This window comes from Pseudomonas fjordensis, from assembly GCF_976987115.1.
On sequence record NZ_OZ336860.1, the window covers coordinates 3,145,121 to 3,167,975 of the forward strand.

Sequence of the window (22,855 nt, forward strand, 5' to 3'; positions counted from 1 at the left end):
CGTTCTCTGGTTTTTCGCGAGCAAGCTCCCTCCTACAGGTGAGGGTCAGTGCGTGCCTTGGTAGATAAGGTTTTCCGGGTTGAAATGCTCCACCGCACTGCCAGGCTGCGGCAGGCCGAGGATATGCCCCTTGATCTTGCCCACCACGTGCATCTCGCAGGGTTTGCAGTCGAACTTCAGGGTCAGCACTTCGTCGCCGTGGATCAACTGCATCGGCGCCACCTTGGTCTTCACCCCGGTCACGCCCTTGGCCTGTTTAGGGCACAGGTTGAATGAGAAACGCAGGCAGTGCTTGGTGATCATCACCGGCACTTCGCCGGTTTCTTCGTGGGCTTCGAAGGCCGCGTCGATCAGCTTTACGCCGTGACGATGGTAGAAGTCCCGGGCCTTCTGGTTGTAAACGTTGGCCAGGAACGACAGATGCGCCTCAGGGTAAACCGGCGGCGGTGAGGTTTCAGCCTTGCGCCCACCCCGTGGGTGCGCGGCGACGCGTGCGGCAGTCAGCGCTTCGATCACTTCACGGCGCAAGGCCTTGAGCTGCGAGTTGGGGATGAAGAACGCCTGCGGCGCATCCAGCTCGATGCGGGTGGCATGGTATTCGGTGGTGCCGAGTTGGCCGAGCAGGTCGCGCAGGGTGTCCAGCGCCTGTTCCGGCTTGTTGGCCACGCCAAACGGGCCGGGCAGGGTGACACTGGCGCTGATGCCTTCTTCGCTGGTCGCGGTGATTTGCAGCTGCTCTTCACGCAGGCGCGCGACCCATGACAAGCCGATACGGCGCTCGGCCGAGGTCTTGAGCAGGGCCTGTTGCCAGTTGTGGTCCAGGTTGCGATTGAGCGGGTGATGGGGGCGCAGTTGATGCAGGCCGGCCGGCATTTCGTTGGGCTCGACGCGGTAGCGGTAGCGCTTCTCACCGTCTTCCTCGAACTCACCCTTGGGCTCGGCGATATTGGCACGAAAGCCCACCACTTCACGCTTGATCAGCACATTCAGGCCGTCGCCGTTGGACAGCGGCTCATGGGTGACCACCTGCAAGTCGCGCTTGCCGGCTTTTTCCACGGTGCCCACGGGCAGGCCGGTGAAGGTCGGGGTGTCAAAGGCGCCGATGTCGATCTTGCGGTCGCTGACAAAGTAATCGGTGCTGCCACGGTGGAAGGTTTTTTCCGGGTCGGGCAGGAAGAAGTGCGCGGTACGGCCGCTGGAAGCGCGTGCCAGGTCCGGGCGGTCTTCGAGGATCTCGTCGAGGCGCTGGCGGTAGTAGGCGGTGATGTTCTTCACATAACCCATGTCCTTGTAGCGGCCTTCGATCTTGAACGAGCGCACGCCTGCTTCGACCAGGGCGCGCAGGTTGGCGCTCTGGTTGTTGTCTTTCATCGACAGCAGGTGCTTTTCAAAGGCTACAACGCGGCCTTGGTCATCTTTCAAGGTGTACGGCAGGCGGCAGGCCTGGGAGCAGTCGCCACGGTTGGCGCTGCGGCCATTTTGCGCGTGGGAGATATTGCACTGGCCGGAGAACGCTACACATAGGGCGCCGTGGATAAAGAACTCGATGGCGGCATCGGTCTCGTCGGCAATGGCGCGGATCTCTTGCAGGTTCAACTCGCGGGCCAATACCAACTGCGAGAACCCGGCCTGGTCGAGAAACCTGGCCCGGCCCAGGGTGCGGATGTCGGTCTGGGTGCTGGCGTGCAGCTCGATCGGTGGAATATCCAGCTCCATCACGCCCAGGTCTTGCACGATCAGTGCATCGACACCGGCATCGTAGAGCTGATGGATCAGCTTGCGTGCGGGCTCCAGCTCGTTGTCATGCAAGATGGTGTTGATGGTGGTGAAGACGCGGGCGTGGTAACGGCGGGCGAATTCCACCAGTTGAGCGATATCGCTCACCTCGTTACACGCATTATGGCGGGCGCCGAAGCTCGGCCCGCCGATATAAACGGCGTCGGCGCCGTGCAGGATAGCCTCGCGCGCAATGGCGACATCGCGGGCAGGGCTGAGCAATTCCAGGTGATGCTTGGGCAAGGACATAGTTTTTTTAGTCAGGCTTGTCACGGTTGAGGCGCGCATTGTAGCCGTGAAATGCCTGGGCGGCATCTACCGCAGGGCTGTCGGGCCTAATGCAAGTCCGTTTAAGCGAACGCAATGCTCAACGCAACGAAGGCCCAATGTGTGGGCTTGCCTGCGATGACGGCCTGCCAGCCGACGCCAATCTAGCTGACACCGCACGATCCAACTGTGGGAGCGGGCTTGCTCGCGAAGGCGGCCTGACGGTCAACACAGTTGGATTGTGTACATATCCATTGCTGCGGTAACGGCTACTTAGGGTTCCGCCCTGACGGCGGCTCACTTTTGAAAAGCGCAAAAGTAAGCAAAACGCTCTTGCCCCACCACTCGGCACCTCGCCTAGGCTCGGTGTGCCCGTAATCCGCCAGTGATTTGGGGGGCCGCCGCCACGCGCCATCCATGGCGCGGGGCGGCTAAACCGGCATCCCTGCCGGTTTACCCCCCAAATCCCTGTCGAATTCCGGCCAGCGTGGTTTAACGGGGCGCCTGAGATCAAGATCACAAGCAGATCAAGATCAAGAGCGACTCGCTTCGCATCGTGGTTACCGTCTGCTGCTACAGCCCAAAAGTTGTGTAGATACCTATGGCTATCGCAGGCAAGCCAGCTCCCAGCTCCCAGCTTTCTGACCGAGTTCGACATTCCGATCAGCTCGGCGCTAACGGCGCCACAGATTCAAGCCTTGGCAGCCATCGCCGTCACTTCCACGCGCATACCTTCCACCGCCAAGGCGGCAACGCCCACGGCCGCCCGCACTGGCCAGGGCTTGGCGAAAAAGCGCTTGTAGACCTCGTTGAACGCCGCACGGTCGGCCATGTCGGTGAGGTAAATAGTCAGGTGCATCACCCGATCCATGGAGCTGCCGGCTTTTTCCAGCGCGACTTTCAGCGCTTGCAGGGTGCACTCGCTTTGCTGGGTGATATCGCCCAGCTCCAGGCTGCCATCGGCACGGGTGGGAATCTGGGTGGAGACCAGGATGCCGTTGAAGCCGATCACGTCAGAGGAGATGGAATCGGCGTCCGGATCAGGGGTATAGGACAGGTCGTGGTTGGCCATGGGCACCTCGTGTTGGCAGGAACAGAAAGGTGCCATGGTCGGTGAAATTCACCCCTGGGGCAAACCCTGGCTCATCTCCAGCGTCGGAACAGCACGCTGGCGTTCACGCCGCCAAAGCCGAAGCCATTGGACAGCGCATATTCAATCGCCATGGGCCGCGCCTCACCACGCACCATGTCCAGGCCGTCGGCGAGGGTGTCCGGGTTTTCCAGGTTGAGTGTTATTGGCGCGATCTGGTCACGCAGGGCAAGCACGGTGAAAACCGCTTCGATGCCCCCCGCAGCACCGAGCAAGTGGCCGGTGGCGGATTTCGTCGAGCTGATCGCCGGGCTGCCGCCGGTACCAAATACCGTCTTGATCGCCGCCAGCTCGCCTTTGTCGCCCACAGGTGTGGAGGTTGCGTGGGCATTCAGGTACTGCACCTGCGACGCCTCGATACCCGCCTGGCGCAACGCTTGGGTCATTGCCCGGCGCGCACCGTCGCCGTCTTCAGGCCCTGCGGTCATGTGATAGGCGTCTGCGCTGGTGCCATAGCCCACCAGTTCAGCAATCGGCTGTGCGCCCCGCGCCAGGGCATGCTCCAGTTCTTCAATTACCAGAATGCCGGCGCCTTCGCCCATCACAAAGCCGTCGCGCGCCTGATCGAAGGGCCGCGAAGCACGCTGCGGGCTGTCATTGAAATCGCTGGACAACGCTCGCGCCGCGGCGAAGCCGGCCAGGCTGACGCGATGAATCGCCGCTTCGGCACCGCCGCATACCGCCACGTCGACTTCGCCGGCGCGGATCATTCGCGCTGCGTCGCCGATGGCCTGAACCCCGGCCGCACAGGCGGTCACCGGCGCGCCCAGAGGGCCTTTCAAGCCATAGTTGATCGACACATGCCCGGCAGCCATGTTGCTCAGAAACGATGGAATGGTGAAGGGCGACAAACGACGCGGGCCCTTGCTGTCGGTGGTGCGCACCGCATCGGCAATGGCCGGGAAACCACCGACACCGGAAGCGATGATGGTCGCCGTGCGTTCCTGCTCATCGAGCGTTTTGGGGTCCCACTTGGCCTGTTTCAGAGCTTCATCTGCTGCCGCTAGGGCGAACAGGATAAAGCGGTCCATTTTGCGCTGTTCCTTGGCGGCCAGCAGTCGATCAGGATCAAACCCGGCTTCGGGGTCTTGCAGCACGCTTTGCACCTGGCCGCCGATGCTGACCGCCAGATCACCGATCAATTCTTGCGGCAAACGACGGATGCCCGACTGCCCGTCCAGCAAGCGCTGCCAAGTGGATTCCACGCTCGACCCCAGCGGCGTCAGCGCGCCCATGCCTGTCACGACGATACGTTTACTCATGCTCAATCGACTCCTGTTGCTTGAAGGATACACAGCGTATGGACGTCACTATCATCATGAAAGTAACATGGCATCCTTCAAGTTTGTACTCGCACCCAGGAATACTTATGCAGCGCAAATCCCTCATCAGTGCCGAATGCCCCATCGCCCGTAGCCTTGAACGGGTAGGGGAGTGGTGGAGCATGTTGATCATGCGCGACGCCTTGCACGGCCTGCGCCGTTTCGACGAGTTTTCGCGCAGCCTGGGCATCGCGCCCAACATGTTGACGCGCCGCCTTAATGGCTTGGTAGAAGCCGGAATGCTGGAGCGCCGCGCCTACAGCGAGCGCCCGCCACGCTACGAATACGTGCCGACGGCCAGGGGCGAAGATTTTCGAATGGTGCTGATGGCTTTGGTGGCGTGGGGCAACCGGCATTACGCCGAGGAGGGCATCAGTGTCGAGGTGGTGGAACGCGAGACGGGCCGGCCGGTGCAGCCGATGATGGCGACGGCGCAAGGTGCGTGGGTGACGATGGATCAGTGCGTGGTACAGCCCGGCCCGGCCGCCAGCGCAGGGATGCGCCAACGGCTGAACCGTGAGTGATTGATTACTCTTTTACATCCATGAACTCTTCAGCCCACGCCACATAGCTCTCAGGCAAGGTGTAGGTGTGGGTCAATTCCGTGGCACTGAGGTTCGAAGTGCTGTGGGTCAGCTGACGCTGGGCACGCAGGCTGTCATAGGTGGCCTTGATCGCGGCAAAGTAGGCGCCATGGCCGGCCACCACGATGCGCACGCCCAGGCTGGCCAGGCGCTCACTGTCGTGCAGTTGCGGGTTGCCGTAGGTCACCAGCATCAGGGGAACACTGAGGTTCTCTGCGATCTGCTCCAGGTGGTCGAAGTCCTTGACGCCGACCATGCAGATGCCATCAGCACCGGCCTTTTCATAGGCCTTGGTACGCGCAATCACGTCGCTGGTGGGCAGCACGCCGGCGTTGGTGCGGGCAATGATCGACAGCGCCGGGTCGACACGTGCTTCCAGGGCAGCCTTGACCTTGCCGATGCCTTCTTCCACGGAAATCAGGTCGGTGGATTTACGCCCGAATTGCGCGGGCAAGAGCGTGTCTTCGATGGTCAGCGCCGCGACGCCGGCGCGTTCCAGTTCTTCGACGGTGCGCATCACGTTCAGGGCGTTGCCGTAGCCGTGGTCGGCGTCGGCAATGAACGGCAACTGGGCCACACGGCCGATACGGGTGGCTTGCTCGACGAACTCACTCAGGGTAATCAACGCAAAATCGGGGGCCGCCAGCACCTGCAGGGAGGCGACCGAGCCGCCCAGGATTCCCACTTCAAACCCCAGGTCGGCCGCGATGCGGGCAGACATGGGGTCGAATACGGAGGCGGTTTCAACGCAGATGGGCGTTGCCAGCAGGTCACGGAAGTTACGGCGTAGCGCTGAGTGAGAAATCTTGGGCATGGTCTTTCCTGGCTTTGGTCATCGTCAAGTGACGATCAATGTCTATTCGTGGTGCCGGGAGATTACCACGCAGATGCCCCTGTGATTATGACGTTTGAGCGGGGCAGGCTAACGAGCGACGACGCTGTATGTCTGGCCCAGGTCGCGGGCCCAGCCGTCGAGCACCGCCTTGACGTTGTCGACGGTCACCACTTGCCGGTCGTTGTCCAGGGGCGTGCCGGTGCCTTTGCGGACTATGGCGGCCACGACATCACCGGTCGAACCGTCTTCCAAGGACAGCTCCGTGGCGATCTCACTGTCCTGGTCGCGGATGCCGGTGGCGGTGCTCACGCCTGCAGCGACCAGGGTGATCGGCAGCCATTCATAAAACCGCAGGCCTTGGGTGCTGGTGGCAATGCGGGTGATGGCGGGCCGTACCGTCAGGGTGTCGGGGCCTGGCTTTGCGGCCAGGTACACGACTTTGCCCAGTTCCGAGCGCAGTACCAGGTCGTAGTAACCCGTCACGTGGGCGAGGGTGCTTTGGGGGATGCGAGCGCTGGGGGCGACGGCCGGGTAGAACTGGCTGGGCGCCAGGTAGACCTGCTTGTAGCGACAGCGCTTCAAGGCCGGGCTGATCCAACTCAAGATGGCCTCGCCCGAAGGGCTTTGTTGTGCTTGGAGCAGGCTGTAATCGTGAAGAAACCCGGTGTACCGCTCCGGTTCCACCGTTTTGCTGCTGCAGGCGGTGAGGCCCAGGGCGGCCGCCATCAAGAGCGACAGTGAGCACATGCGGGTCATCAATGGGTGGCCTGTTCGTTCAAGGTGTCGTGGGAAGACTCGATGTGCAACTGGCCATGGGTCATGATCCAGTGGACAAGCTCGGCGATGGGAATGGAGTGGGCGTACTCGACCCAGCGCCCGGCGTCGGGGCTGTAGTGCTCGAAGTAGCGACGCAGCACGATACGGTCCAGGTCCGCGTTCAGCCCCAGGCACGACTCCTGAAACAACATCGGGCTATCCTGAGCGGGGGACGAGGTGCGCTGGCTCAGTACCAGTGGCCGTACGTCGCCCGCGGCCTGCTCGGTGTACCTGCTGCTCGAAACTTTCATAGGCATCTCCTTGAATGGAAGGCGTGCAGAATGCCGGACAGGTTTTGCCCAAAGATGTCCGGGTTGTGTCCGTGGCGAAGGAATGTTGCTCGATTGAAATAAATGACCAAGGCGCCGGAATGGTTTTAGATGTCTTTCTTTTTTTGGCTTGGGAACCTGTGAACGTGAGCAGACTGCTGATCGTCGATGACGACGTGGAAGTGCTGGCATTGCTGAAGAAGTTCTTCGTCCAGCACGCCTATGAAGCCGACGTGGCCGCCGACGGCGAGGCCATGTGGGCGGCCATCGCGCAGCAGCGGCCAGACACGATCATCCTCGACCTCATGTTGCCCGGCGAAGGCGGCCTCAGCCTCTGCCAGAAGGTACGGGCGCAGTTCGGCATTCCTATCATCATGCTCACGGCCATGGGCGAGCTGAGCGACCGCATTGTTGGCCTGGAACTGGGCGCTGACGACTACCTGACCAAACCCTTCGCCCCGCGCGAATTGCTGGCCCGCCTGCGTGCCGTGCAACGGCGTGCGGGGCAGTCGGTCAGTGCGGCCGACGAGCGTTCACGCCCGGTGATTGCCTTCGCCGGTTGGCACCTGGATATCACCTGTCGCGAACTGCGTTCGCCCGAGGGCGTCATGATCCCGCTGTCCGGTGGCGAGTTCGACCTGCTGGTCGTGTTTCTCGAGCACCCCCAGCGCATCCTCACCCGCGACCAATTGATCGACCTGACCCACGGCCAGGGCCACGACGCCTTTGACCGCAGTATCGATGTGCAGGTCAGCCGGCTGCGCCGCAAGATCGAGCCCGATTGCAAGCGCCCGGACCTGATCCGCACCGTGCGCAATGGCGGCTATCTGTTTACCGCCCCGGTGACCCGCTCATGATCCGCCGCCTGTTGCGCCGCGACACCCTGAATCGGCGGATCGCCCTGACCATTCTCGCCGCGATGCTCGCCTCACTGGCCCTCAACGCCTTGTTCGTGCAGGTGGCCGGGGTGTGGGCGCGTCCGCCCATCGACCGTACGGGGTTGCTTGAGCAGATGGCCGCGACACTGAAAGTGATCGAGGCCGCGCCTGCGCCGTTGCGCTCGCAGCTGGCGACAGCGGCCAGCGATACCCGCCTGCATGTGGCATGGCATACCGACCCTGCGGATTTCGGCCTGCCCAGCGGCGGCAATGTGCTACAAGCCGGCGAAGTTCCCGGGATACAGGCGTTGTTTGGCACGGGGCGCACCATTCAGGTGTACAGCCCGGACGATTGGCCGCGTGGCAGCCCCGACGCGCATTATGTGGCGCTGGTGCAGCTACTTGATGGCAGCTGGTTGTCTTTCATCCCGCCCGAACGCAGTTGGGGCCTGAGCGCACCCACGCGGATCGCGGTGATCATCATCCTGGGGTTGATCGCTACCTTGCTGGTCGCCTGGATCGCCACCCGGCAATTGGCCCAGCCGTTGCAGCGTTTCGCCAGCGCTGCCCGACGCTTCGGTGGCGATCTGCGCGCACCGCCCATCGACATCGAAGGCCCCCACGAAATACGCCAGGCCACTATCGCCTTCAACGCCATGCAGGCGCAGATCCAGCACTTCATCGGCGAGCGCACCCAGATGCTGGCAGCCATTTCCCATGACTTGCGCGCGCCCTTGACGCGGATGCGCCTGCGCTGTGAATTCATGGAAGACCTGGACCATCAACACAAGCTGATTCGCGATGTCGAGGAAATGCAGTCGATGATCAACGCCGCATTGGCGTTTTTCCGCGACGATACGGTGCTGGAGCACAGCACGGCGTTCGATCTGTCTGAACTGCTGCAAACCATCATCGACGACTATCGCGACCAACAACTGGTGGTCGACTTCCGAGGGCCGCCCCACCTGGTCTATCACGGCCGGCCACTGGGGCTTAAACGGGTGGTGGTCAACCTGCTGGAAAACGCCGCCAAATATGCCCGGAACCCCAGCATTGCTCTGAGTGTTGACGCCCAGAGGGTATGCATCGAAGTCAGCGACGAGGGCCCGGGGATTCCCGAAGCGGACCTGGAGCGTGTATTCGACCCGTTCTTTCGTCTCGAGACCTCACGCAACCGCAATACCGGTGGGGTGGGGCTTGGGCTCTCGGCGGCGCGGGCGATTGTGCGCGAGCAGGGCGGTGAACTGAGCCTGAGTAATCGACGTGGTTCGGGGTTGGTGGCCCGGGTTGAATTGCCGTGCTAGCGTGATGCGATATGCGCATTATTATTGAATTAGGTTATGCGTTATCAGTATTTTACATCCCGCCTTCAACACCGCAAAAATACCCCTGACAACAAATGACCTTATAAAATCGAGACCGTACGCGCGGATCGACTTGAATGCCCCACACGGCATCTGGAGACGAACGTGCGTTACCTCAAAACCCTGGCGGCTGGATTGGCCGCCTCATTGCTGTGCCTGACGGCGCAGGCGCAAACCCTGGTGGTCGGCGACCAGAGCTACAACGCCCAGGCCGTGATGGAAGCGGCGGGGGTACTCGATGACCTGCCCTACACGTTGGACTGGAAGCAGTTCACGGCCGGCTCACCGGTGGCCGAAGCGCTCAATGTCGGCAGCCTGGACCTGGGCCTGCTCGGGGATGCGCCGGTGTTGTTCCTGGGCGCCCTGGGTGCACCGATCAAGGTGATCGCCGTCAGCCGGCAAAATCTCGACGGAGTGGCCATCCTGGTGAAAAAGGACTCGTCGATCCACAGCCTGGCCGACCTTGCGGGCAAGCGCGCCGCGATCTGGAAGGGTTCCTGGAGCCAGCAACTGTTGCTGACCGCGCTGGACAAGGCCGGGGTGGCGCGGGATTCGCTGCAATGGCGCTACCTCAGCGCCCTGGATGCCTCCCACGCGCTGGAAGGCGGTGCGGTTGACGTGATCGCCACCTGGGAACCCTATGTCACGCAACAGGAACGTCAAGGTGCGCGGGTGTTGGCAACCGCTGAAGACTTGATCCCGGCCCAGAGTTTCATTGCCGCCAACGCCAGTGCTGTGGAGGCCAAGCGTGAACTCATCAGCGACTTTCTCCAGCGCCTGAAAAAAGCCCGCGACTGGGCCCGCCACAGCCCGGCCAACGCCAACGCGTATGCCGATGCCTGGGCCAAGCGCACCCGCGCGGATGCCGACATTGCCCGCGTCTGGTTTGCCCGCGCGCGCACCTCCGTCGAGCCGCTGACGCCCCAGGCGCCCATCGAGGCGCAAAAGACCGTGGACTTTTTTGCCGGCCTGGGCCTGGTCAAGTCTTACTCGGCCGCCACGTTGTTCGACCCTTCATTCGCGGCCGCCTTGCAGCCCGCCGTCGCCACCACCCAGCCCTGAACGCTTGAAGGACTACTGCGCAATGACTAAACGACAGCTCAAACTTGGCGCCCTGACCATGGGCTGCGGTGGGCCGGGCCGCCATAACCTGTGGCTTGACCCGCAATTGCCGGCCGATGCCAGCGTCAACGTCGACTGGTACATCCAGATAGCACGCCAGGCCGAGGCGGCATTGTTCGACCTGATGTTTATCGTCGACAGCCAGTTCATCACCGAAGGTTCGCCGTCCCATTACCTCAATCGCCTGGAGCCGCTGACCTTGCTGTCGGCACTGGCCGTGAGCACGCGGCATATCGGCCTGGTCGGTACACTGACCACCTCGTATAACTCGCCGTATAACGTCGCCCGGCGCCTGGCCTCCCTGGACCTGATCAGCAAAGGCCGCGCCGGCTGGAACGTGGTGACCAGTGGCGATGCCGGTACCGCTGGCAATTACAGCCGCGACGAACATTACGACTACGCCACCCGCTATGGTCGCGCCGCCGAACACGTTCAGGTGGTACAGGGGTTGTGGAACTCCTACGAAGACGATGCGTTTGTGCGCAACCGTGCCACTGGGCAGTTTCTCGACCCGAGCAAGCTGCACAGCCTGAATCACCAGGGCGAACATTTTTCGGTGGTGGGCCCGCTGAATATCCAGCGCTCGCCCCAAGGCCAGCCGGTGATTTTCCAGGCCGGTGACTCCGAACAAGGCCGCGAGCTGGGCGCCGCCACCGCCGATGTGATCTTCACCCACGCGGCCAGTCTCGAGCAGGGCCTGGCGTTTTACCGCGATATCAAGGGCAGGGCGGTACAACGGGGGCGTGATCCTGAGCAGTTACTGATCATGCCCGGTGCGGAAATCTATGTGGGCGACACCGATGCCCATGCCCGGGAAATCGAACAGCACTACCATCAGGTGGACCATAGTTTTGCGTTGGCACTCAAGGAGTTCGGGCGCAATTTTGGCTGGCATGATTTCAGCCAATACGACCTGGACGCGCCGTTCCCGCAAGAGAGCCTGGAGGCCGCGCGCAGCAGTTTTTTCACCGCCGCCAAACGCATCGCCGACCAGGCCCGGGAAAAGGGCTTTACCCTACGCCAGGCCGTCGAATTTGGCCGGCAATTGCGCCCAGGCGCGTTCGTCGGCAGCGCCGCCACGGTGGCGCAGAAGATGGCGGATTGGTTCGAGGCCCGGGCCGTGGATGGGTTCAATATCTACATCGGGCACCCTGGGCAATTTGATCGTTTTACTCAGGAGGTGATTCCGCTGCTGCAAGAGCGCGGTGTTTATCGTACGGCCTACGAGGGCTCGACCTTGCGTGAAAGCCTGGGCTTGGCGATTCCGAGGTTCCAGCGCTACCCCTCATCCTAAGGGCTGGTTTTGCGGGGTTGCGTTAACTGCCCCATTTCGCATAACTGCTGTGCTGTCACGGGCATTAATCCGCCAGCGAGCTGTGTCTATAGTCCACTCACCCCGTGCAGCCCGTTCAACGGCGTTGCGCGATCCAGCCCAAGACTGAGGTGAGCCTGATGAACCGTGAATTCGACCCCGCACTGACGGATATCAACCAAGTCGACGCCGAGTACTTCGAGTACAGCAAGGCGGCGAACCCCATCAGTGCCAATCTGATTTCCCGCATTCCCTACCACAGCTTTCCCGCCTCGCTATATGACAGTGGCCCCTCGCGCGTGGTACCGCTGGACCTCAGCGAGGCCTTGGGCTGCGAAGGCCCTGCGACAGGCCCAGGGTTGTGCGCGAATTTCATGCGCCTTAACCGTGGCGACACGTTGAAGCTGCAGCCCAACGCCACCTCCCAGGTGTTCTACGTGATCGCCGGGGAGGGCAGCGTGATTCAGGGCGAGTATGAGATTCAATGGTCCAAGGGCTGCTTTATTGCCCTGCCGGGGTTACAGCAGGCGCACTTCAGTGCCCGCGAGGATGCGCGTCTTTACTATGTGCACGATGAGCCGTTGCTGCGTTACCTGGGGGTGACACCCAGTGCCGACCGCTTTGCACCAACCCTGTACCCGGCAGCACTGGCCAACGCGAAGTTGCGTGAAGCAGCCGATGACCCCAGGGCCCAGGACCGCAGCCGCATCAGTATCCTGTTGGGTAACCGCCACTTTCCGCAGACGCGCACGGTGACCCACGTATTGTGGGCCATGTACGGGATTCTGCCGGCACGATCGGTGCAGAAACCCCATCGGCATCAGTCGATTGCACTGGACTTCATTATCGATTGCCCCAAGGGCTGTTATTCCTTGGTGGGCACTGAGCTTGAGGCGGACGGGCAAATCCGTAACCCGCAACGGGTCGACTGGTCACCCGGCCTGGCGTTTGTCACGCCACCGGGTTATTGGCATGCGCATTTTAATGAATCAGATAGCGAGGCGTTCCTGATCCCGATTCAGGATGCCGGGCTGCAAACTTACTTGCGCGCGTTGGATATTCGCTTCAGTTGAGTCACTTCCAGTCCGGTGTCTCGGCCAGTCGTTCAACGATAAAGTCGATAAAACACCGGACCTTGGACGACACAATGCGCTTGGGGGGGTAGACAAACCACACCGCAAACGCCCGCTCCACGCCTTGGATGTGCCACTCCGGTAGCCACACTACCAAGTCGCCGGCCTCGACACTTCGCGCCACCAGCCAGTCCGGCAACAGCGCAAAGCCCAGGCCTTGGCGCACGGCGATCAGTTGCGCGTCCAGGTCATTGATTCGAATAACGCTGTCATGCAGCAGCGGGAACGCGCGGCCGGCGGATACAAAACTGATATCGCCCGTAATAGCCGTGCCCAACACCGCAGGCACACCGGCCAGGTCCGTGGGCGTGGACGGAGGAGGGTGCTGCATGCCAAACGCCGGGCTGACCACCAAGCGGTAATGGCCGTCGCTGAGCTTGCGTGCCTTGAGCGTCGAATCGGCCAGCTCGCCAATGCGGATGGCTAAATCGACGCCGGCATGAATCAAGTTGACCTGGGTGTTATCCAGCACCAGTTCCACGCTGATTTGCGGGTAACGCACCAGAAAGTCATTCAACGCCGGCAGGATGTGATGGCGAGCAAACGCCGGTGGCAGGTTGAGTTTCAGCACGCCCCGAGGATGCTGGTTCAGCGCAGACGTGGCGGCCTTGGCGTGTTCCAGTTCATCCAGCACCCTGCGTGCGTGTATCAGGAAGGTCTGGCCGCCTTCGGTCAGATGCAGCGTGCGTGTGGAGCGGTTGAACAGCGCGATGCCCAAGTCCTGCTCAAGGTCCTTCACGTAGCGCGAGACCGTTGAGGCCTTGATGCCCAAGCGCTCGGCGGCGCGGGAGAAGTTGTTGCCTTCGGCGGCTTCGATAAAGGCGGTGAGGGCGGTGAAATAGTCCAAGGGCAGCCTCAGGGCAGGGCGGTGAGAGGTGCAGGTTGTTGAGTTTTGGCGGGGGCTGTCAACTCGAACAGGCAGCGCGCTTTGCTGACACAAGATTGATCTCGATCAGGTGACCCCGCTGGCCCGCTCTATAACCTTGGGCGCTTATCGATGGCCAGGGACGGCTCAACGAGCAGCTCTGGTCGCACATTCTCAAGGAAGAGTCAGCCATGCGATCACTGAAGATCCTGTTGTTATCATCGGCATTCAACGGTTTAACCCAACGGGCCTGGCTGGATCTGCGCCAGGCGGGTCACGACCCCAGCGTTGTGGTGTTCACCGATGGAGGCACCGTGTGCCAGCAGGTGGAGGCGTCCGGCGCCGACCTGGTGATCTGCCCGTTTCTGAAGGACCGTGTGCCGCACCAACTGTGGAGCCATCCCCAGCGCCCGGTGGTGATCATCCATCCGGGCATCGTCGGCGACCGTGGCGCCAGTGCGCTGGATTGGGCGATCACCCAGCAGGCCAGCCGTTGGGGCGTCACGGCTTTGCAAGCGGTGGAGGAAATGGACGCCGGGCCAATCTGGTCGACCTGTGAGTTCGACATGCCCGACCAGGTGCGCAAATCCGAGCTGTACAACGGCCTGGTGAGCGACGCCGCGATGGTTTGCATCCGTGACGTCGTGGCGAAATTCGCCAAGGGCTTCGTGCCGACACCGCTCGATTACACCCAACCCAGTGTCATCGGACGCTTGCAGCCGAACATGACCCAGGCTGACCGGACCTTCAGTTGGTTCGATTGCGCAGGCTTTATCAAGCGCAGCATCGATGCTGCCGATGGCCAGCCCGGCGTGTTGGCGAGCCTGCTGGGCGGGCAGTATTACGTCTACGACGCGCACTTGGACGCCCGCCAGGGCACCCCGGGGGAAATTCTCGCGATACAGGATGACGCCGTGCTGGTAGCCGCTGGAGATCACAGCCTGTGGATCGGCTCGCTCAAACCCAAAGGCCCAGAGACCTTCAAGCTGCCAGCACGTCACGTTCTGGCTGAGCAGTTGGCCGGCGTGCCGGTGCTGGACAGTTCAATCGCTTGCCAGGCGTTCAATGCACAGGCCTATCAACCGATCCGCTACCAGAAGTTTGGCCACATCGGCGAACTGACGTTTGAGTTCTACAACGGCGCCATGAGCACCGAACAATGCCAGAGGCTGGTGGCTGCGTTACGCTGGGCCAAGGCGCGAGACACCCACGTGTTGCTGATCAAGGGCGGGCGCGGCAGCTTTTCCAATGGCGTTCACCTCAACGTCATCCAGGCCGCCGACGTGCCGGGGCTGGAAGCCTGGGCCAACATTCAAGCCATCGACGATGTATGCCTGGAGCTGCTCACCGCCAGGCAACTGGTGATCAGCGGCCTGACCGGCAGCGCAGGCGCAGGCGGCGTCATGCTGGCGCTGGCCGCCGACATTGTATTGGCCCGCGAAGGTGTGGTGCTCAACCCGCACTACAAAACCATGGGGCTCTACGGTTCCGAATACTGGACCTATAGCCTGCCACGGGCCGTGGGCAGTGAAATCGCGCATAAACTCACTGAAGAATGCTTGCCCATCAGTGCCATTCAGGCCCAGCAATACGGCATGGTCCAGGCCATCGGCCCGCGTTGCCCACAGGCATTTGGCTTGTGGCTTTTGCAACAGGCCGACAGTGCATTGACCGATGATAAGTACCTTTACGCACGCACACGCAAAGCCACGCTGGAGACTCAGCAAGTTGAACGCTGTCGCGAGCAGGAACTGGCACAGATGCGTTTGGATATGGTGGACAACCGCCAGCAGTTTGCCGAGAAGTGTCGCAACTTCGTGTTTAAACGCAAAACCTGCCAGACCCCGCAGCGGTTGATTGCGCCGTGGGCGTTGAAGTACGAGGCTGGCGTGCCGCAAAGCCGGATGCTGAATGACTGACTGTCAACGCGGGGAGGGCGCGGCGGCCAGCCCAGCCTCGCATTGGGCAATAGGGTTGCCCATAATGGAGGCCCACTCGCCCAACCGCACAGACCCCGAGGCCCCATGGAACTGCACAACCTGAACGATAACGCAGCGCTCGTATGACTCGGGCGCTGTTTATTTCGTTGGATGGGCCCAAGGGCACCGGCAAAACCACGCTGTTGGAGGCCGTTACGACAGCATTGAGGGCCGACAATAAAAAGGTCGTCCGACTGTGCGAGCGCAAGAGCGATCCCTATCGAGCGCTAACGATGGCGCTGGTTAACAAATTCGCCAGAGACCCCAGTCGGGATCTGGAACTTGAGGTGTGTGAGCGCTTCGCTGACAGCCGCAGCTGGATTACCCAGCACGTACTGGCCGCACAGCCACCTGACAGCATCATCCTGATGGATCGCTGGTACCCGTCTGATGCCGCGTTTCGTCGATTGATACCCTTTGCAGAGATTCTTGAGCTGAACATTGATCGACAGGTGCAAGTGCCGGATCTGCAGGTGGGGGTTGTCACCGCGGCGCAAATATCCTGGGCGCGGGCGGCAGCACGACGGCGCGGGCTGAGCAGTACGGTGATGTCTAAGCTGGAGGAACAAGTTGCGTGTACCGAGGCGTTTGAGCGAGCGGCTGTGGGGCAGGGGTGGGTGATGTGTCGCAATGAAGGGACGATTGAAGAGGCGATGAGGCGGGTGGTTTCGCAGATATATGAAGTCCTTTGATCTACTTTGATCTGGACCAAGTGAGGTTCATCAATTTGAACTAATCACTAAGCCTGTCCACCTAACGCTTTGCACGTTGCCTCAAGCCCAGGTTTTCCTGGGCTACCCAATGACACACGAAGGTTTGGTTAATCATGAAGAGCGAACAGGTAGAAGGCGTTGTTGAAAAGGTTGCTGGCAAAGCGCAGAGCGCAGTCGGGAAGCTTTTTGGTGATTCGAAGTTGGAAGCTGAGGGCGCTGGACGCCAGGCTGCCGGTCAGCTGACGCAAACTTATGGCGACGCACTGGACAGCGTTTCTACATTCGTTAAAGAGAAGCCGGTTGCTGCACTGGCAATCGGAGCGGTTGCTCTATTGGTGCTGAAGAAATTGCTTAGTCGCTGAACATCAGTAGCTTCAATAAGATTTGCCTCGTACTCCTTGGAGTTCCGCGCCGGGAGGTACGAGGGGGGTAAGCCGTAACCCTTAAACCAAAGCCCTTATATTTTTAATGTCCCAGAAAAGCCAATGCCCCGACAAATCGGGGCATTGGCTTTTTTATGAGCGAGTGGTCGGTTTGTATCGTTTTGTATCTGGGCTTCGGGTAGATACACAGCGATTCCTTTAAGTCGGTTGATGACACATACGGGATACCTGCGGGGCTTTAAATGAACCCATCGAGAAGGCGCAAACCATTCTCCAATGGATGACTCATTTAACTCGCGGCTATCCCTGCGCGTTTCGCGACGTTGTCGACCAATGACTTATAGGAAATTCAAAATGCCTGCAGCTACGTTCGGTTTCACCTGGCGCCATTGTCTGGCTTCTTCCGTAAGAATGGGCGTTTTGGGGTTGGCCCTGATAGGCGGCAGCGGTGGTGCCTGGGCTGCTGGCCCGGCCGCCGATGCGTCAGTTGCCAGCTCGGCCTCGACCCATCCCGAATCTATTAGACCTTATCGAATTCACGTCGATGAAGCTCAATTGACCGATCTGAAAAAGCGTATTGCGGCGACCCGCTGGCCGGACAAAGAGACCGTCCATGACGTGTCCCAAGGCGTGCAGTTGGCCCAGGTCCAGGCGCTGGTGAAGTATTGGGGCAGCGGCTATGACTGGCGCAAGGCCGAAGCGAAGCTCAATGCGCTGCGTGAATTCATCACGACAATCGACGGCGTCGATATTCAATTCATCCATGTTCGCTCGCCAAACCCCAACGCGATGCCGCTGCTTCTGACACACGGATGGCCTGGCTCACAGTTTGAGTTCCTGAAGACGATCGGCCCGCTGACGGATCCCGTTGCTTACGGCGGTAAGGTTGAAGATTCGTTCGACGTGATCATTCCATCGATTCCGGGACACGGCTTTTCCGGTAAGCCAACTGAATTGGGTTGGGGGCCGGATCGAGTCGCGAAGGCTTGGGATGTGCTCATCAAGCGTCTGGGTTATACCCACTATGTTTCCCAGGGCGGAGATCACGGTTCGGTCATATCGGATGCATTGGGCCGCCTGAATCCGCCGGGGCTGTTGGGCATTCACTTGAACATGCCGGCCACCATCCCGCCCGAATTGGTCAAGCCGATCAATAGTGGTGATCCGGCCTCTGACGAGCTCACTGAGCCTGAACGCAAGGCGTTTGATTCCTTGAGCACCTTCTTCGGCCGCAATGCAGCATACGGCGCGATGATGGTGACGCGCCCGCAGACTATCGGTTACCTGCTGGCCGATTCGCCTACCGGAACTGCGGCGTGGATGTACGAAAAAATCGCAGCGTGGACGGACAGTGATGGCCAGCCTGAACGGGTATTGACCCGTGACGAGATGCTGGACGATATCAGCCTGTACTGGCTGACGAACGCAGGCGCATCGTCATCGCGTTTCTACTGGGAAAACAACAACAACAATTTCAGCGCTGCCGCGCAGAACACCGCAAGCATCAAGGTGCCGGTGGCGATCACGGTCTTCCCGCACGAGATCTATCAGGCGCCAAAAAGCTGGGCGCAGCGCGCTTACCCATCACTTTCCTACTACAGCCAGGTTAACAAGGGCGGCCACTTCGCCTCCTGGGAGCAACCTCAATTGTTCAGCGAAGAATTGCGGGAGGCCTTCCGGCCGCTGCGCGCCAAGCTGAGCGTAACGAAGACAGCCCAGTAGCTCATACGCAGTCCAGTCAACACACCGGGCCGCTATTCGGCGGCTCGCTACGGAGAAACACCATGGAGATGACCTTGCTGAACAATCAAAATAAATCCAGCCGCCTGCGGGGTCTTGCCCCATCGCTGTTGGCAGCAGCGGTGCTGCAATTCGCAGCGGTGGCTGTCGGTTTTTCCCAAGCCAGCGCGGCTGATGTACCCGCGTCCACCATTGGGGCTATCACCCCGGGAGCTCACACCTCTTTCGGTGCTCTTAAGCATGTGAAAGCGGGGCTGCTGGACGTTTCTTACGCGGAACTCGGCCCAGCCGATGGCCCTGTGGTCATTTTATTGCACGGCTGGCCCTACGATATCAACGCATACGCTGATGTTGCTCCTGCTTTGGCGGACAAGGGATATCGAGTGTTGATCCCTTCTGCGCGTGGTTATGGCGATACGCATTTTCTCTCGGCCAAGACAGTTCGCAATGGTCAACCTGCTGCGCTGGCGACCGACCTGATCGACTTCATGGACGCGCTGAAAATCAAGACGGCGGTGCTGGGTGGGTTTGACTGGGGCGCCCGCACTGCAGATATCGTTGCCGCACTGTGGCCGGAAAGAGTGAAAGCCCTGGTCGCTGTGAGCGGTTACCTGATAGGCAGCCAAGAGGCGGGCAAGGCGCCATTGCCGCCAGCCGCCGAACTGCAGTGGTGGTACCAGTTCTACTTCGCGACCGAGCGCGGGCGCCTGGGCTACGAGAAAAACACCCATGACTTCGCCAAACTCATCTGGAAGCTGGCGTCGCCACAGTGGAATTTCGACGACGCCACTTATGAGCGCAGCGCGGCGTCCTTGCAAAACCCTGATCACGTGGCCGTGTCGATTTTCAACTATCGCTGGCGCCTGGGGTCGGTCAAGGGCGAGGCCAGATACGCCGCGCTGGAGAAGAAACTCGCGGCATTTCCATCCATCAGCGTGCCCACCATCACCCTGGAAGGCGATGCGAACGGCGCACCGCACCCACCTGCCGAAGCGTACGCCAAGCGCTTCACTGGCAAGTACGAGTACCGATTGATCACCGGTGGTGTAGGTCACAACTTGCCGCAGGAAGCGCCGAAAGCCTTCGCCCAGGCGGTGATCGACGCCGATCATCTTTGAAAACCGGCTGAGAGGAGGGCGATGATGAAGCTGAAATTTCTGGCCGCGATGTCGGCTGCCATTGCAATCGCAGCGTTGACCGCTACCGGTGTCGCCTCGGGCGACGCCAATACTGGCGAAGCCTCACCGATCTATGGCGTGAAATTGCCTGAACACTACCGCCTATGGCCGCTGATTGCGCCGGCGCAGGAAGCGGCCCCCCTGAACGAACTGCGAGCCGTGCTGGGCAATGACTTGGCCATCAAGGCTTATCAGGATTCAACGCTGCCATTCCCTGATGGCACGGTGTTGGTAAAGCTGGCCTGGAAAGATGTGCAGTCCCCGGAATTCGAGCCGGCGTCCATCCCGGGGCCGGCCACGACCGTGCAGGTGATGGTCAAAGACTCGAAAAGATATGCAGCAACCGGTGGCTGGGGATTCGGGCGGTTTATCAACGGTAAACCGGCCGATGAAGCCCAACACCAAACCTGCTTCGCCTGTCACCAGGCGCGAGTGCGTAATCACGACTTTGTCTTCACGCGCTTCGCTCCCTGATTTCCCGTCAAACCCGGAGTTAACAATGAAAAAAGTATTAACCGCACTGGCCGTCACCGTCAGCCTGAGCATGGCGACACACGCCTGGTCGCAAACTGAAAAACCCACGATTGTGCTCGTACATGGCGCCTTTGCCGATGCGTCGAGCTGGAATGGCGTGGTGAAGATTCTCGAGAAGGACGGTTACCCGGTGGTTGCCGCTGCCAACCCATTGCGCGGTGTAAAGAGCGATGGTTCGGCAATCTCGGCATTGCTGACGAGCATTCATTCGCCGGTGGTGTTGGTCGGCCATTCCTATGGCGGCAACGTTATCAGTGATGCGGCCAACGATCATGCAAACGTCAAAGCCCTGGTTTACGTCAGTGCGTTTGCACCTGAGGCCGGGGAAACCGTCGCCGGGCTGGCCGGCAAATTCCCGGGCAGCACGCTGGGCCCAACGCTGGCTGCGCCTGTACCGCTGGCCGATGGGGGCAAGGACTTGTACATCCAGCAGGACAAGTTTCACAACCAGTTCGCCGCTGACGTCCCCGCGAAAGAGGCGGCATTGATGGCCGCCACCCAACGCCCGGTGACGGAAGCGGCGCTCAACGAAGCGTCCGGCAGCCCTGCCTGGAAGCATATTCCGTCCTGGTACATCTACGGCGACAAGGACAAGAACATTCCTCCGCAAGCCATGGCATTCATGGCCAAGCGCGCCGCTGCCAAAGCCGTGGAAGTGGTCAAGGGCGCTTCCCATGTCGTGATGGTTTCGAACCCGGAACCGGTTGCCCGACTCATCGAAAAAGCCGCCACGGCGAAATGACACGCCAAGGGCGAAGCGGCGTTTTCAGCGCTCTACGCCGGCTCGGTGTTGATCAACAGAATTTCGCCAGAGCTGCTGGCGCCGTTCGGCGGGGTAAAACAGTCCGGTGTCGGCAGGAGAGGGTGGTCGCGCAACCCAGGCCGCAGGAATAAAAGCTAATTGCCCACAGCGCGCTGCCTGTGGGCCATTGATTTTCAACGGTTACGCGGCTGGGGCTTTCGCCTCCTGCAGCAGTTGCTGAATCATCTTTTCCTGCGTCTCGTAGCGACCTTCTCCGAAGTGGGTGAAACGCACTTGCCCTTTAGCGTCGATCAGGTAGTGCGCGGGCCAGTACTGGTTATCGAAGTTGCGCCAGATCGCGTAGTTGTTATCGATGGCTACCGGGTAAGTGATGCCGAGCTTTTTCACCTCATCCCTGACATTGCTGATGATGCGTTCAAAACCGTATTCCGGGGTGTGGACGCCGATTACCACCAAGCCATCCTTCTCGTACTTCTGCGCCCAGTCCTTCACGTACGGCAGGGTGTGCTGGCAATTGATGCAGTCGTAAGTCCAGAAATCGACGAGCACCACTTTGCCTCTGAGCGACTCACTGGTCAGTGCGGGCGAGTTGAGCCATTCCACCGCGCCGGACAGCGACGGCATCGGGCCTTTGGCGTTGTCGAGGGTGGATTCGGCCTTGGCCTTGCGTACCAGGGATTCGACGACTTTGGGGACGCTTTGCAGCACGCCTTTTTCCAGCACGCTGACGCCTTCGGACGACGCCCCGGCCAACAGCGTCTTGTCGGCACCGGTAGAAATCATCAGCGCTGCGGCCAGGACCGCAAAACCGGTGCCGCGCCGCAGCCAACCAGTGACCGGAATCGAGGCCTTCAGGCGATTGACTAAACCATGTCCGGCGAAAATCAGCGTACCCAACGACAGTGCACTGCCCAGGCCGTAGGCCACCAGCAGCAGGCTGGTTTGCGCATTGGCGCCTTGCAGCATGGCGCCGGTAAGGATCACCCCGAGGATAGGCCCGGCGCACGGCGCCCAGAGCAGGCCGGTGGCGACGCCGATCATCAGCGAACCCAACGGCCCGGACATTTTGCGCGTTTGGGGGTCGAGGCGATTGCCCAATAACACGAACGGGCTGGCCAGCCAGCCACTGATTCGCGCCGAGATCAGCGACAAGGCAAACAGCGCCATCACCACCAGTGCCACATGACGCCCGGCGTTGTTGGCCTGAATCACCCATTCACTGCTGACCACGGCCAGGCTGGAAATCAGCGCGAAGGTCAGGACCATGCCGCCAAGGGTGAGCAGGATCGAGGAGCGTGTGCGGTCGATACCGGCGAACAGAAATGGCACGACCGGCAGGATACAAGGGCTGAGGACGGTCAATAAGCCGCCCAGGAATGCGATGAGGAACATAAGGGTCTCCTGATGAAATGTGGGCGGGGCTCAGTTATCGCTATGGCACTCGGCAAATTTGCGGTAGTTCAGGATCTCGGTCTTGCCCTGCGAATTCAGGTAGGTCAGTTGGGCATCGACAATGCCGCAGGCAGCCCCGGCATCCTGTGTCAATGCCACCACTTTCTGGATGTCCAGGTGCGTGCCGTAGGTGTAGGCCTGCGGCGTGACGTCGGCTTCGGCGCGGGCCGAGAAGGTGCAGATATTCAGGGCGGCAAACAGGCAAGTGGCATAGAGGGTATTGGTGTTCATGGTCGTTTCCTCAAGGCTTCAATGGTTGGGTCGTTCAGTTGAGCCGAGGCGCTTGGGTTGGCCTCGATGTGGCTCATTAGAAGCGCGCGAGGTATCTCGTCTGTGTCAAAAACAGGCGCGGATAAATCGGTTCGTATCAGGACTCCGTCCCGATACACAGCCATACAAAACCCCGGAAATTGTTGTTTT

22 protein-coding genes and 1 pseudogene are annotated in these 22,855 nt (G+C 60.7%); 14 read left to right on the forward strand and 9 right to left on the reverse strand.

Features of this window, described 5'->3' with window-relative positions; genetic code table 11:
* Positions 1-45: 45 nt before the first annotated feature.
* From ACWHXD_RS14035 to fabF, 3 genes are all read right to left on the reverse strand, one after another.
* On the reverse strand, positions 46-2,025 hold the full coding sequence (locus ACWHXD_RS14035) for a peptidase U32 family protein (RefSeq protein WP_019820074.1): 1,980 nt from the start codon (positions 2,023-2,025) through the stop codon (positions 46-48).
* Between the two features lie 709 nt (positions 2,026-2,734).
* The gene (locus ACWHXD_RS14040) at positions 2,735-3,115 is read right to left on the reverse strand and encodes a RidA family protein (protein ID WP_003191178.1); all 381 of its coding nucleotides are present in this window, start codon (positions 3,113-3,115) and stop codon (positions 2,735-2,737) included.
* Between the two features lie 71 nt (positions 3,116-3,186).
* Entirely contained in the window at positions 3,187-4,455 is a 1,269-nt protein-coding gene (gene fabF / locus ACWHXD_RS14045; RefSeq protein WP_098951517.1) for a beta-ketoacyl-ACP synthase II, read from the reverse strand.
* A 107-nt stretch (positions 4,456-4,562) separates the two neighbouring features.
* Here fabF and ACWHXD_RS14050 point away from each other — a divergent pair, with 107 nt between their 5' ends.
* Positions 4,563-5,039 carry a winged helix-turn-helix transcriptional regulator gene (locus tag ACWHXD_RS14050; protein WP_138763002.1) on the forward strand — a complete coding sequence of 159 codons (477 nt, stop codon included), beginning with the start codon at positions 4,563-4,565 and terminating at the stop codon, positions 5,037-5,039.
* Positions 5,040-5,043: 4 nt separating this feature from the next.
* On the opposite strand, the gene ACWHXD_RS14055 is transcribed toward ACWHXD_RS14050, so the two are convergent.
* The 3 genes from ACWHXD_RS14055 to ACWHXD_RS14065 form a co-directional block, all read right to left on the reverse strand.
* A complete protein-coding gene (locus ACWHXD_RS14055; protein WP_003191182.1) occupies positions 5,044-5,913 on the reverse strand; it encodes an isocitrate lyase/PEP mutase family protein in 870 nt (289 codons plus the stop codon).
* A 108-nt stretch (positions 5,914-6,021) separates the two neighbouring features.
* Complete coding sequence (locus tag ACWHXD_RS14060; protein WP_138763001.1) at positions 6,022-6,690, reverse strand: DUF3313 domain-containing protein; 669 nt, start codon at positions 6,688-6,690, stop codon at positions 6,022-6,024.
* Positions 6,690-7,001, reverse strand: coding sequence for a hypothetical protein (locus ACWHXD_RS14065; protein ID WP_138763000.1), 312 nt, complete (start codon positions 6,999-7,001; stop codon positions 6,690-6,692). Before ACWHXD_RS14065 ends, ACWHXD_RS14060 begins: the two co-directional genes overlap by 1 nt.
* Before the next feature lie 119 nt (positions 7,002-7,120).
* Between ACWHXD_RS14065 and ACWHXD_RS14070 the strand changes: the two genes are divergently transcribed.
* From ACWHXD_RS14070 to ACWHXD_RS14090, 5 genes are all read left to right on the forward strand, one after another.
* A complete protein-coding gene (locus ACWHXD_RS14070) occupies positions 7,121-7,876 on the forward strand; it encodes a response regulator (protein WP_138762999.1) in 756 nt (251 codons plus the stop codon).
* A complete protein-coding gene (locus ACWHXD_RS14075) occupies positions 7,873-9,201 on the forward strand; it encodes an ATP-binding protein (RefSeq protein ID WP_138762998.1) in 1,329 nt (442 codons plus the stop codon). Before ACWHXD_RS14070 ends, ACWHXD_RS14075 begins: the two co-directional genes overlap by 4 nt.
* A 165-nt stretch (positions 9,202-9,366) precedes the next feature.
* Positions 9,367-10,323, forward strand: a complete 957-nt coding sequence (locus tag ACWHXD_RS14080; RefSeq protein ID WP_138762997.1) for an ABC transporter substrate-binding protein — start codon at positions 9,367-9,369, stop codon at positions 10,321-10,323.
* 22 nt (positions 10,324-10,345) lie between these two features.
* Positions 10,346-11,677 carry an LLM class flavin-dependent oxidoreductase gene (locus tag ACWHXD_RS14085; RefSeq protein ID WP_138762996.1) on the forward strand — a complete coding sequence of 444 codons (1,332 nt, stop codon included), beginning with the start codon at positions 10,346-10,348 and terminating at the stop codon, positions 11,675-11,677.
* Between the two features lie 158 nt (positions 11,678-11,835).
* Positions 11,836-12,768 carry a cupin domain-containing protein gene (locus tag ACWHXD_RS14090; protein WP_138762995.1) on the forward strand — a complete coding sequence of 311 codons (933 nt, stop codon included), beginning with the start codon at positions 11,836-11,838 and terminating at the stop codon, positions 12,766-12,768.
* A gap of 1 nt (position 12,769) precedes the next feature.
* Here ACWHXD_RS14090 and ACWHXD_RS14095 read toward each other — a convergent pair whose 3' ends face one another.
* Positions 12,770-13,675 carry a LysR family transcriptional regulator gene (locus ACWHXD_RS14095; protein ID WP_138762994.1) on the reverse strand — a complete coding sequence of 302 codons (906 nt, stop codon included), beginning with the start codon at positions 13,673-13,675 and terminating at the stop codon, positions 12,770-12,772.
* A gap of 209 nt (positions 13,676-13,884) precedes the next feature.
* On the opposite strand from ACWHXD_RS14095, the gene ACWHXD_RS14100 reads away from it, so the two are divergent.
* The 8 genes and pseudogenes from ACWHXD_RS14100 to ACWHXD_RS14135 all read left to right on the forward strand — a co-directional run.
* The gene (locus ACWHXD_RS14100) at positions 13,885-15,612 is read left to right on the forward strand and encodes a hydrogenase maturation protein (protein ID WP_138762993.1); all 1,728 of its coding nucleotides are present in this window, start codon (positions 13,885-13,887) and stop codon (positions 15,610-15,612) included.
* Positions 15,613-15,755: 143 nt separating this feature from the next.
* On the forward strand, positions 15,756-16,364 hold the full coding sequence (locus ACWHXD_RS14105) for a dTMP kinase (RefSeq protein WP_138762992.1): 609 nt from the start codon (positions 15,756-15,758) through the stop codon (positions 16,362-16,364).
* Between the two features lie 134 nt (positions 16,365-16,498).
* Positions 16,499-16,747: a CsbD family protein gene (locus tag ACWHXD_RS14110; RefSeq protein WP_032897344.1), complete on the forward strand. Its 249-nt coding sequence runs from the start codon at positions 16,499-16,501 to the stop codon at positions 16,745-16,747.
* Positions 16,748-17,122: 375 nt separating this feature from the next.
* Positions 17,123-18,490 (forward strand): epoxide hydrolase family protein, encoded by a 1,368-nt coding sequence (locus ACWHXD_RS14115; protein ID WP_138762991.1) that lies wholly within the window; start codon positions 17,123-17,125, stop codon positions 18,488-18,490.
* A gap of 62 nt (positions 18,491-18,552) precedes the next feature.
* Complete coding sequence (locus ACWHXD_RS14120) at positions 18,553-19,626, forward strand: alpha/beta fold hydrolase (RefSeq protein WP_138762990.1); 1,074 nt, start codon at positions 18,553-18,555, stop codon at positions 19,624-19,626.
* Positions 19,627-19,650: 24 nt separating this feature from the next.
* Positions 19,651-20,160, forward strand: a complete 510-nt coding sequence (locus ACWHXD_RS14125) for a cytochrome P460 family protein (RefSeq protein ID WP_138762989.1) — start codon at positions 19,651-19,653, stop codon at positions 20,158-20,160.
* Between the two features lie 25 nt (positions 20,161-20,185).
* Positions 20,186-20,962: an alpha/beta fold hydrolase gene (locus tag ACWHXD_RS14130; protein WP_098951497.1), complete on the forward strand. Its 777-nt coding sequence runs from the start codon at positions 20,186-20,188 to the stop codon at positions 20,960-20,962.
* Positions 20,963-20,986: 24 nt separating this feature from the next.
* A pseudogene (locus ACWHXD_RS14135) lies at positions 20,987-21,121 on the forward strand (aldehyde dehydrogenase family protein); the annotation flags it as partial.
* A 42-nt stretch (positions 21,122-21,163) separates the two neighbouring features.
* On the opposite strand, the gene ACWHXD_RS14140 reads toward ACWHXD_RS14135, so the two are convergent.
* Both ACWHXD_RS14140 and ACWHXD_RS14145 read right to left on the reverse strand, forming a co-directional pair.
* Positions 21,164-22,375, reverse strand: coding sequence for a cytochrome c biogenesis protein DipZ (locus ACWHXD_RS14140; RefSeq protein WP_138762988.1), 1,212 nt, complete (start codon positions 22,373-22,375; stop codon positions 21,164-21,166).
* 30 nt (positions 22,376-22,405) lie between these two features.
* Positions 22,406-22,666 carry a DUF2790 domain-containing protein gene (locus tag ACWHXD_RS14145; RefSeq protein ID WP_032897332.1) on the reverse strand — a complete coding sequence of 87 codons (261 nt, stop codon included), beginning with the start codon at positions 22,664-22,666 and terminating at the stop codon, positions 22,406-22,408.
* Between the last annotated feature and the right edge of the window lie 189 nt (positions 22,667-22,855).

Bases quoted from the DNA above. Each gene is read 5' to 3' on its own strand.
- ACWHXD_RS14035 (WP_019820074.1), bottom strand. From the start codon at position 2,025: ATGTCCTTGCCCAAGCATCACCTGGAATTGCTCAGCCCTGCCCGCGAT.
- ACWHXD_RS14040 (WP_003191178.1), bottom strand. From the start codon at position 3,115: ATGGCCAACCACGACCTGTCCTATACCCCTGATCCGGACGCCGATTCC.
- fabF (WP_098951517.1), bottom strand. From the start codon at position 4,455: ATGAGTAAACGTATCGTCGTGACAGGCATGGGCGCGCTGACGCCGCTG.
- ACWHXD_RS14050 (WP_138763002.1), top strand. From the start codon at position 4,563: ATGCAGCGCAAATCCCTCATCAGTGCCGAATGCCCCATCGCCCGTAGC.
- ACWHXD_RS14055 (WP_003191182.1), bottom strand. From the start codon at position 5,913: ATGCCCAAGATTTCTCACTCAGCGCTACGCCGTAACTTCCGTGACCTG.
- ACWHXD_RS14060 (WP_138763001.1), bottom strand. From the start codon at position 6,690: ATGACCCGCATGTGCTCACTGTCGCTCTTGATGGCGGCCGCCCTGGGC.
- ACWHXD_RS14065 (WP_138763000.1), bottom strand. From the start codon at position 7,001: ATGAAAGTTTCGAGCAGCAGGTACACCGAGCAGGCCGCGGGCGACGTA.
- ACWHXD_RS14070 (WP_138762999.1), top strand. From the start codon at position 7,121: ATGGTTTTAGATGTCTTTCTTTTTTTGGCTTGGGAACCTGTGAACGTG.
- ACWHXD_RS14075 (WP_138762998.1), top strand. From the start codon at position 7,873: ATGATCCGCCGCCTGTTGCGCCGCGACACCCTGAATCGGCGGATCGCC.
- ACWHXD_RS14085 (WP_138762996.1), top strand. From the start codon at position 10,346: ATGACTAAACGACAGCTCAAACTTGGCGCCCTGACCATGGGCTGCGGT.
- ACWHXD_RS14090 (WP_138762995.1), top strand. From the start codon at position 11,836: ATGAACCGTGAATTCGACCCCGCACTGACGGATATCAACCAAGTCGAC.
- ACWHXD_RS14100 (WP_138762993.1), top strand. From the start codon at position 13,885: ATGCGATCACTGAAGATCCTGTTGTTATCATCGGCATTCAACGGTTTA.
- ACWHXD_RS14105 (WP_138762992.1), top strand. From the start codon at position 15,756: ATGACTCGGGCGCTGTTTATTTCGTTGGATGGGCCCAAGGGCACCGGC.
- ACWHXD_RS14110 (WP_032897344.1), top strand. From the start codon at position 16,499: ATGAAGAGCGAACAGGTAGAAGGCGTTGTTGAAAAGGTTGCTGGCAAA.
- ACWHXD_RS14115 (WP_138762991.1), top strand. From the start codon at position 17,123: ATGCCTGCAGCTACGTTCGGTTTCACCTGGCGCCATTGTCTGGCTTCT.
- ACWHXD_RS14120 (WP_138762990.1), top strand. From the start codon at position 18,553: ATGGAGATGACCTTGCTGAACAATCAAAATAAATCCAGCCGCCTGCGG.
- ACWHXD_RS14125 (WP_138762989.1), top strand. From the start codon at position 19,651: ATGAAGCTGAAATTTCTGGCCGCGATGTCGGCTGCCATTGCAATCGCA.
- ACWHXD_RS14130 (WP_098951497.1), top strand. From the start codon at position 20,186: ATGAAAAAAGTATTAACCGCACTGGCCGTCACCGTCAGCCTGAGCATG.
- ACWHXD_RS14140 (WP_138762988.1), bottom strand. From the start codon at position 22,375: ATGTTCCTCATCGCATTCCTGGGCGGCTTATTGACCGTCCTCAGCCCT.
- ACWHXD_RS14145 (WP_032897332.1), bottom strand. From the start codon at position 22,666: ATGAACACCAATACCCTCTATGCCACTTGCCTGTTTGCCGCCCTGAAT.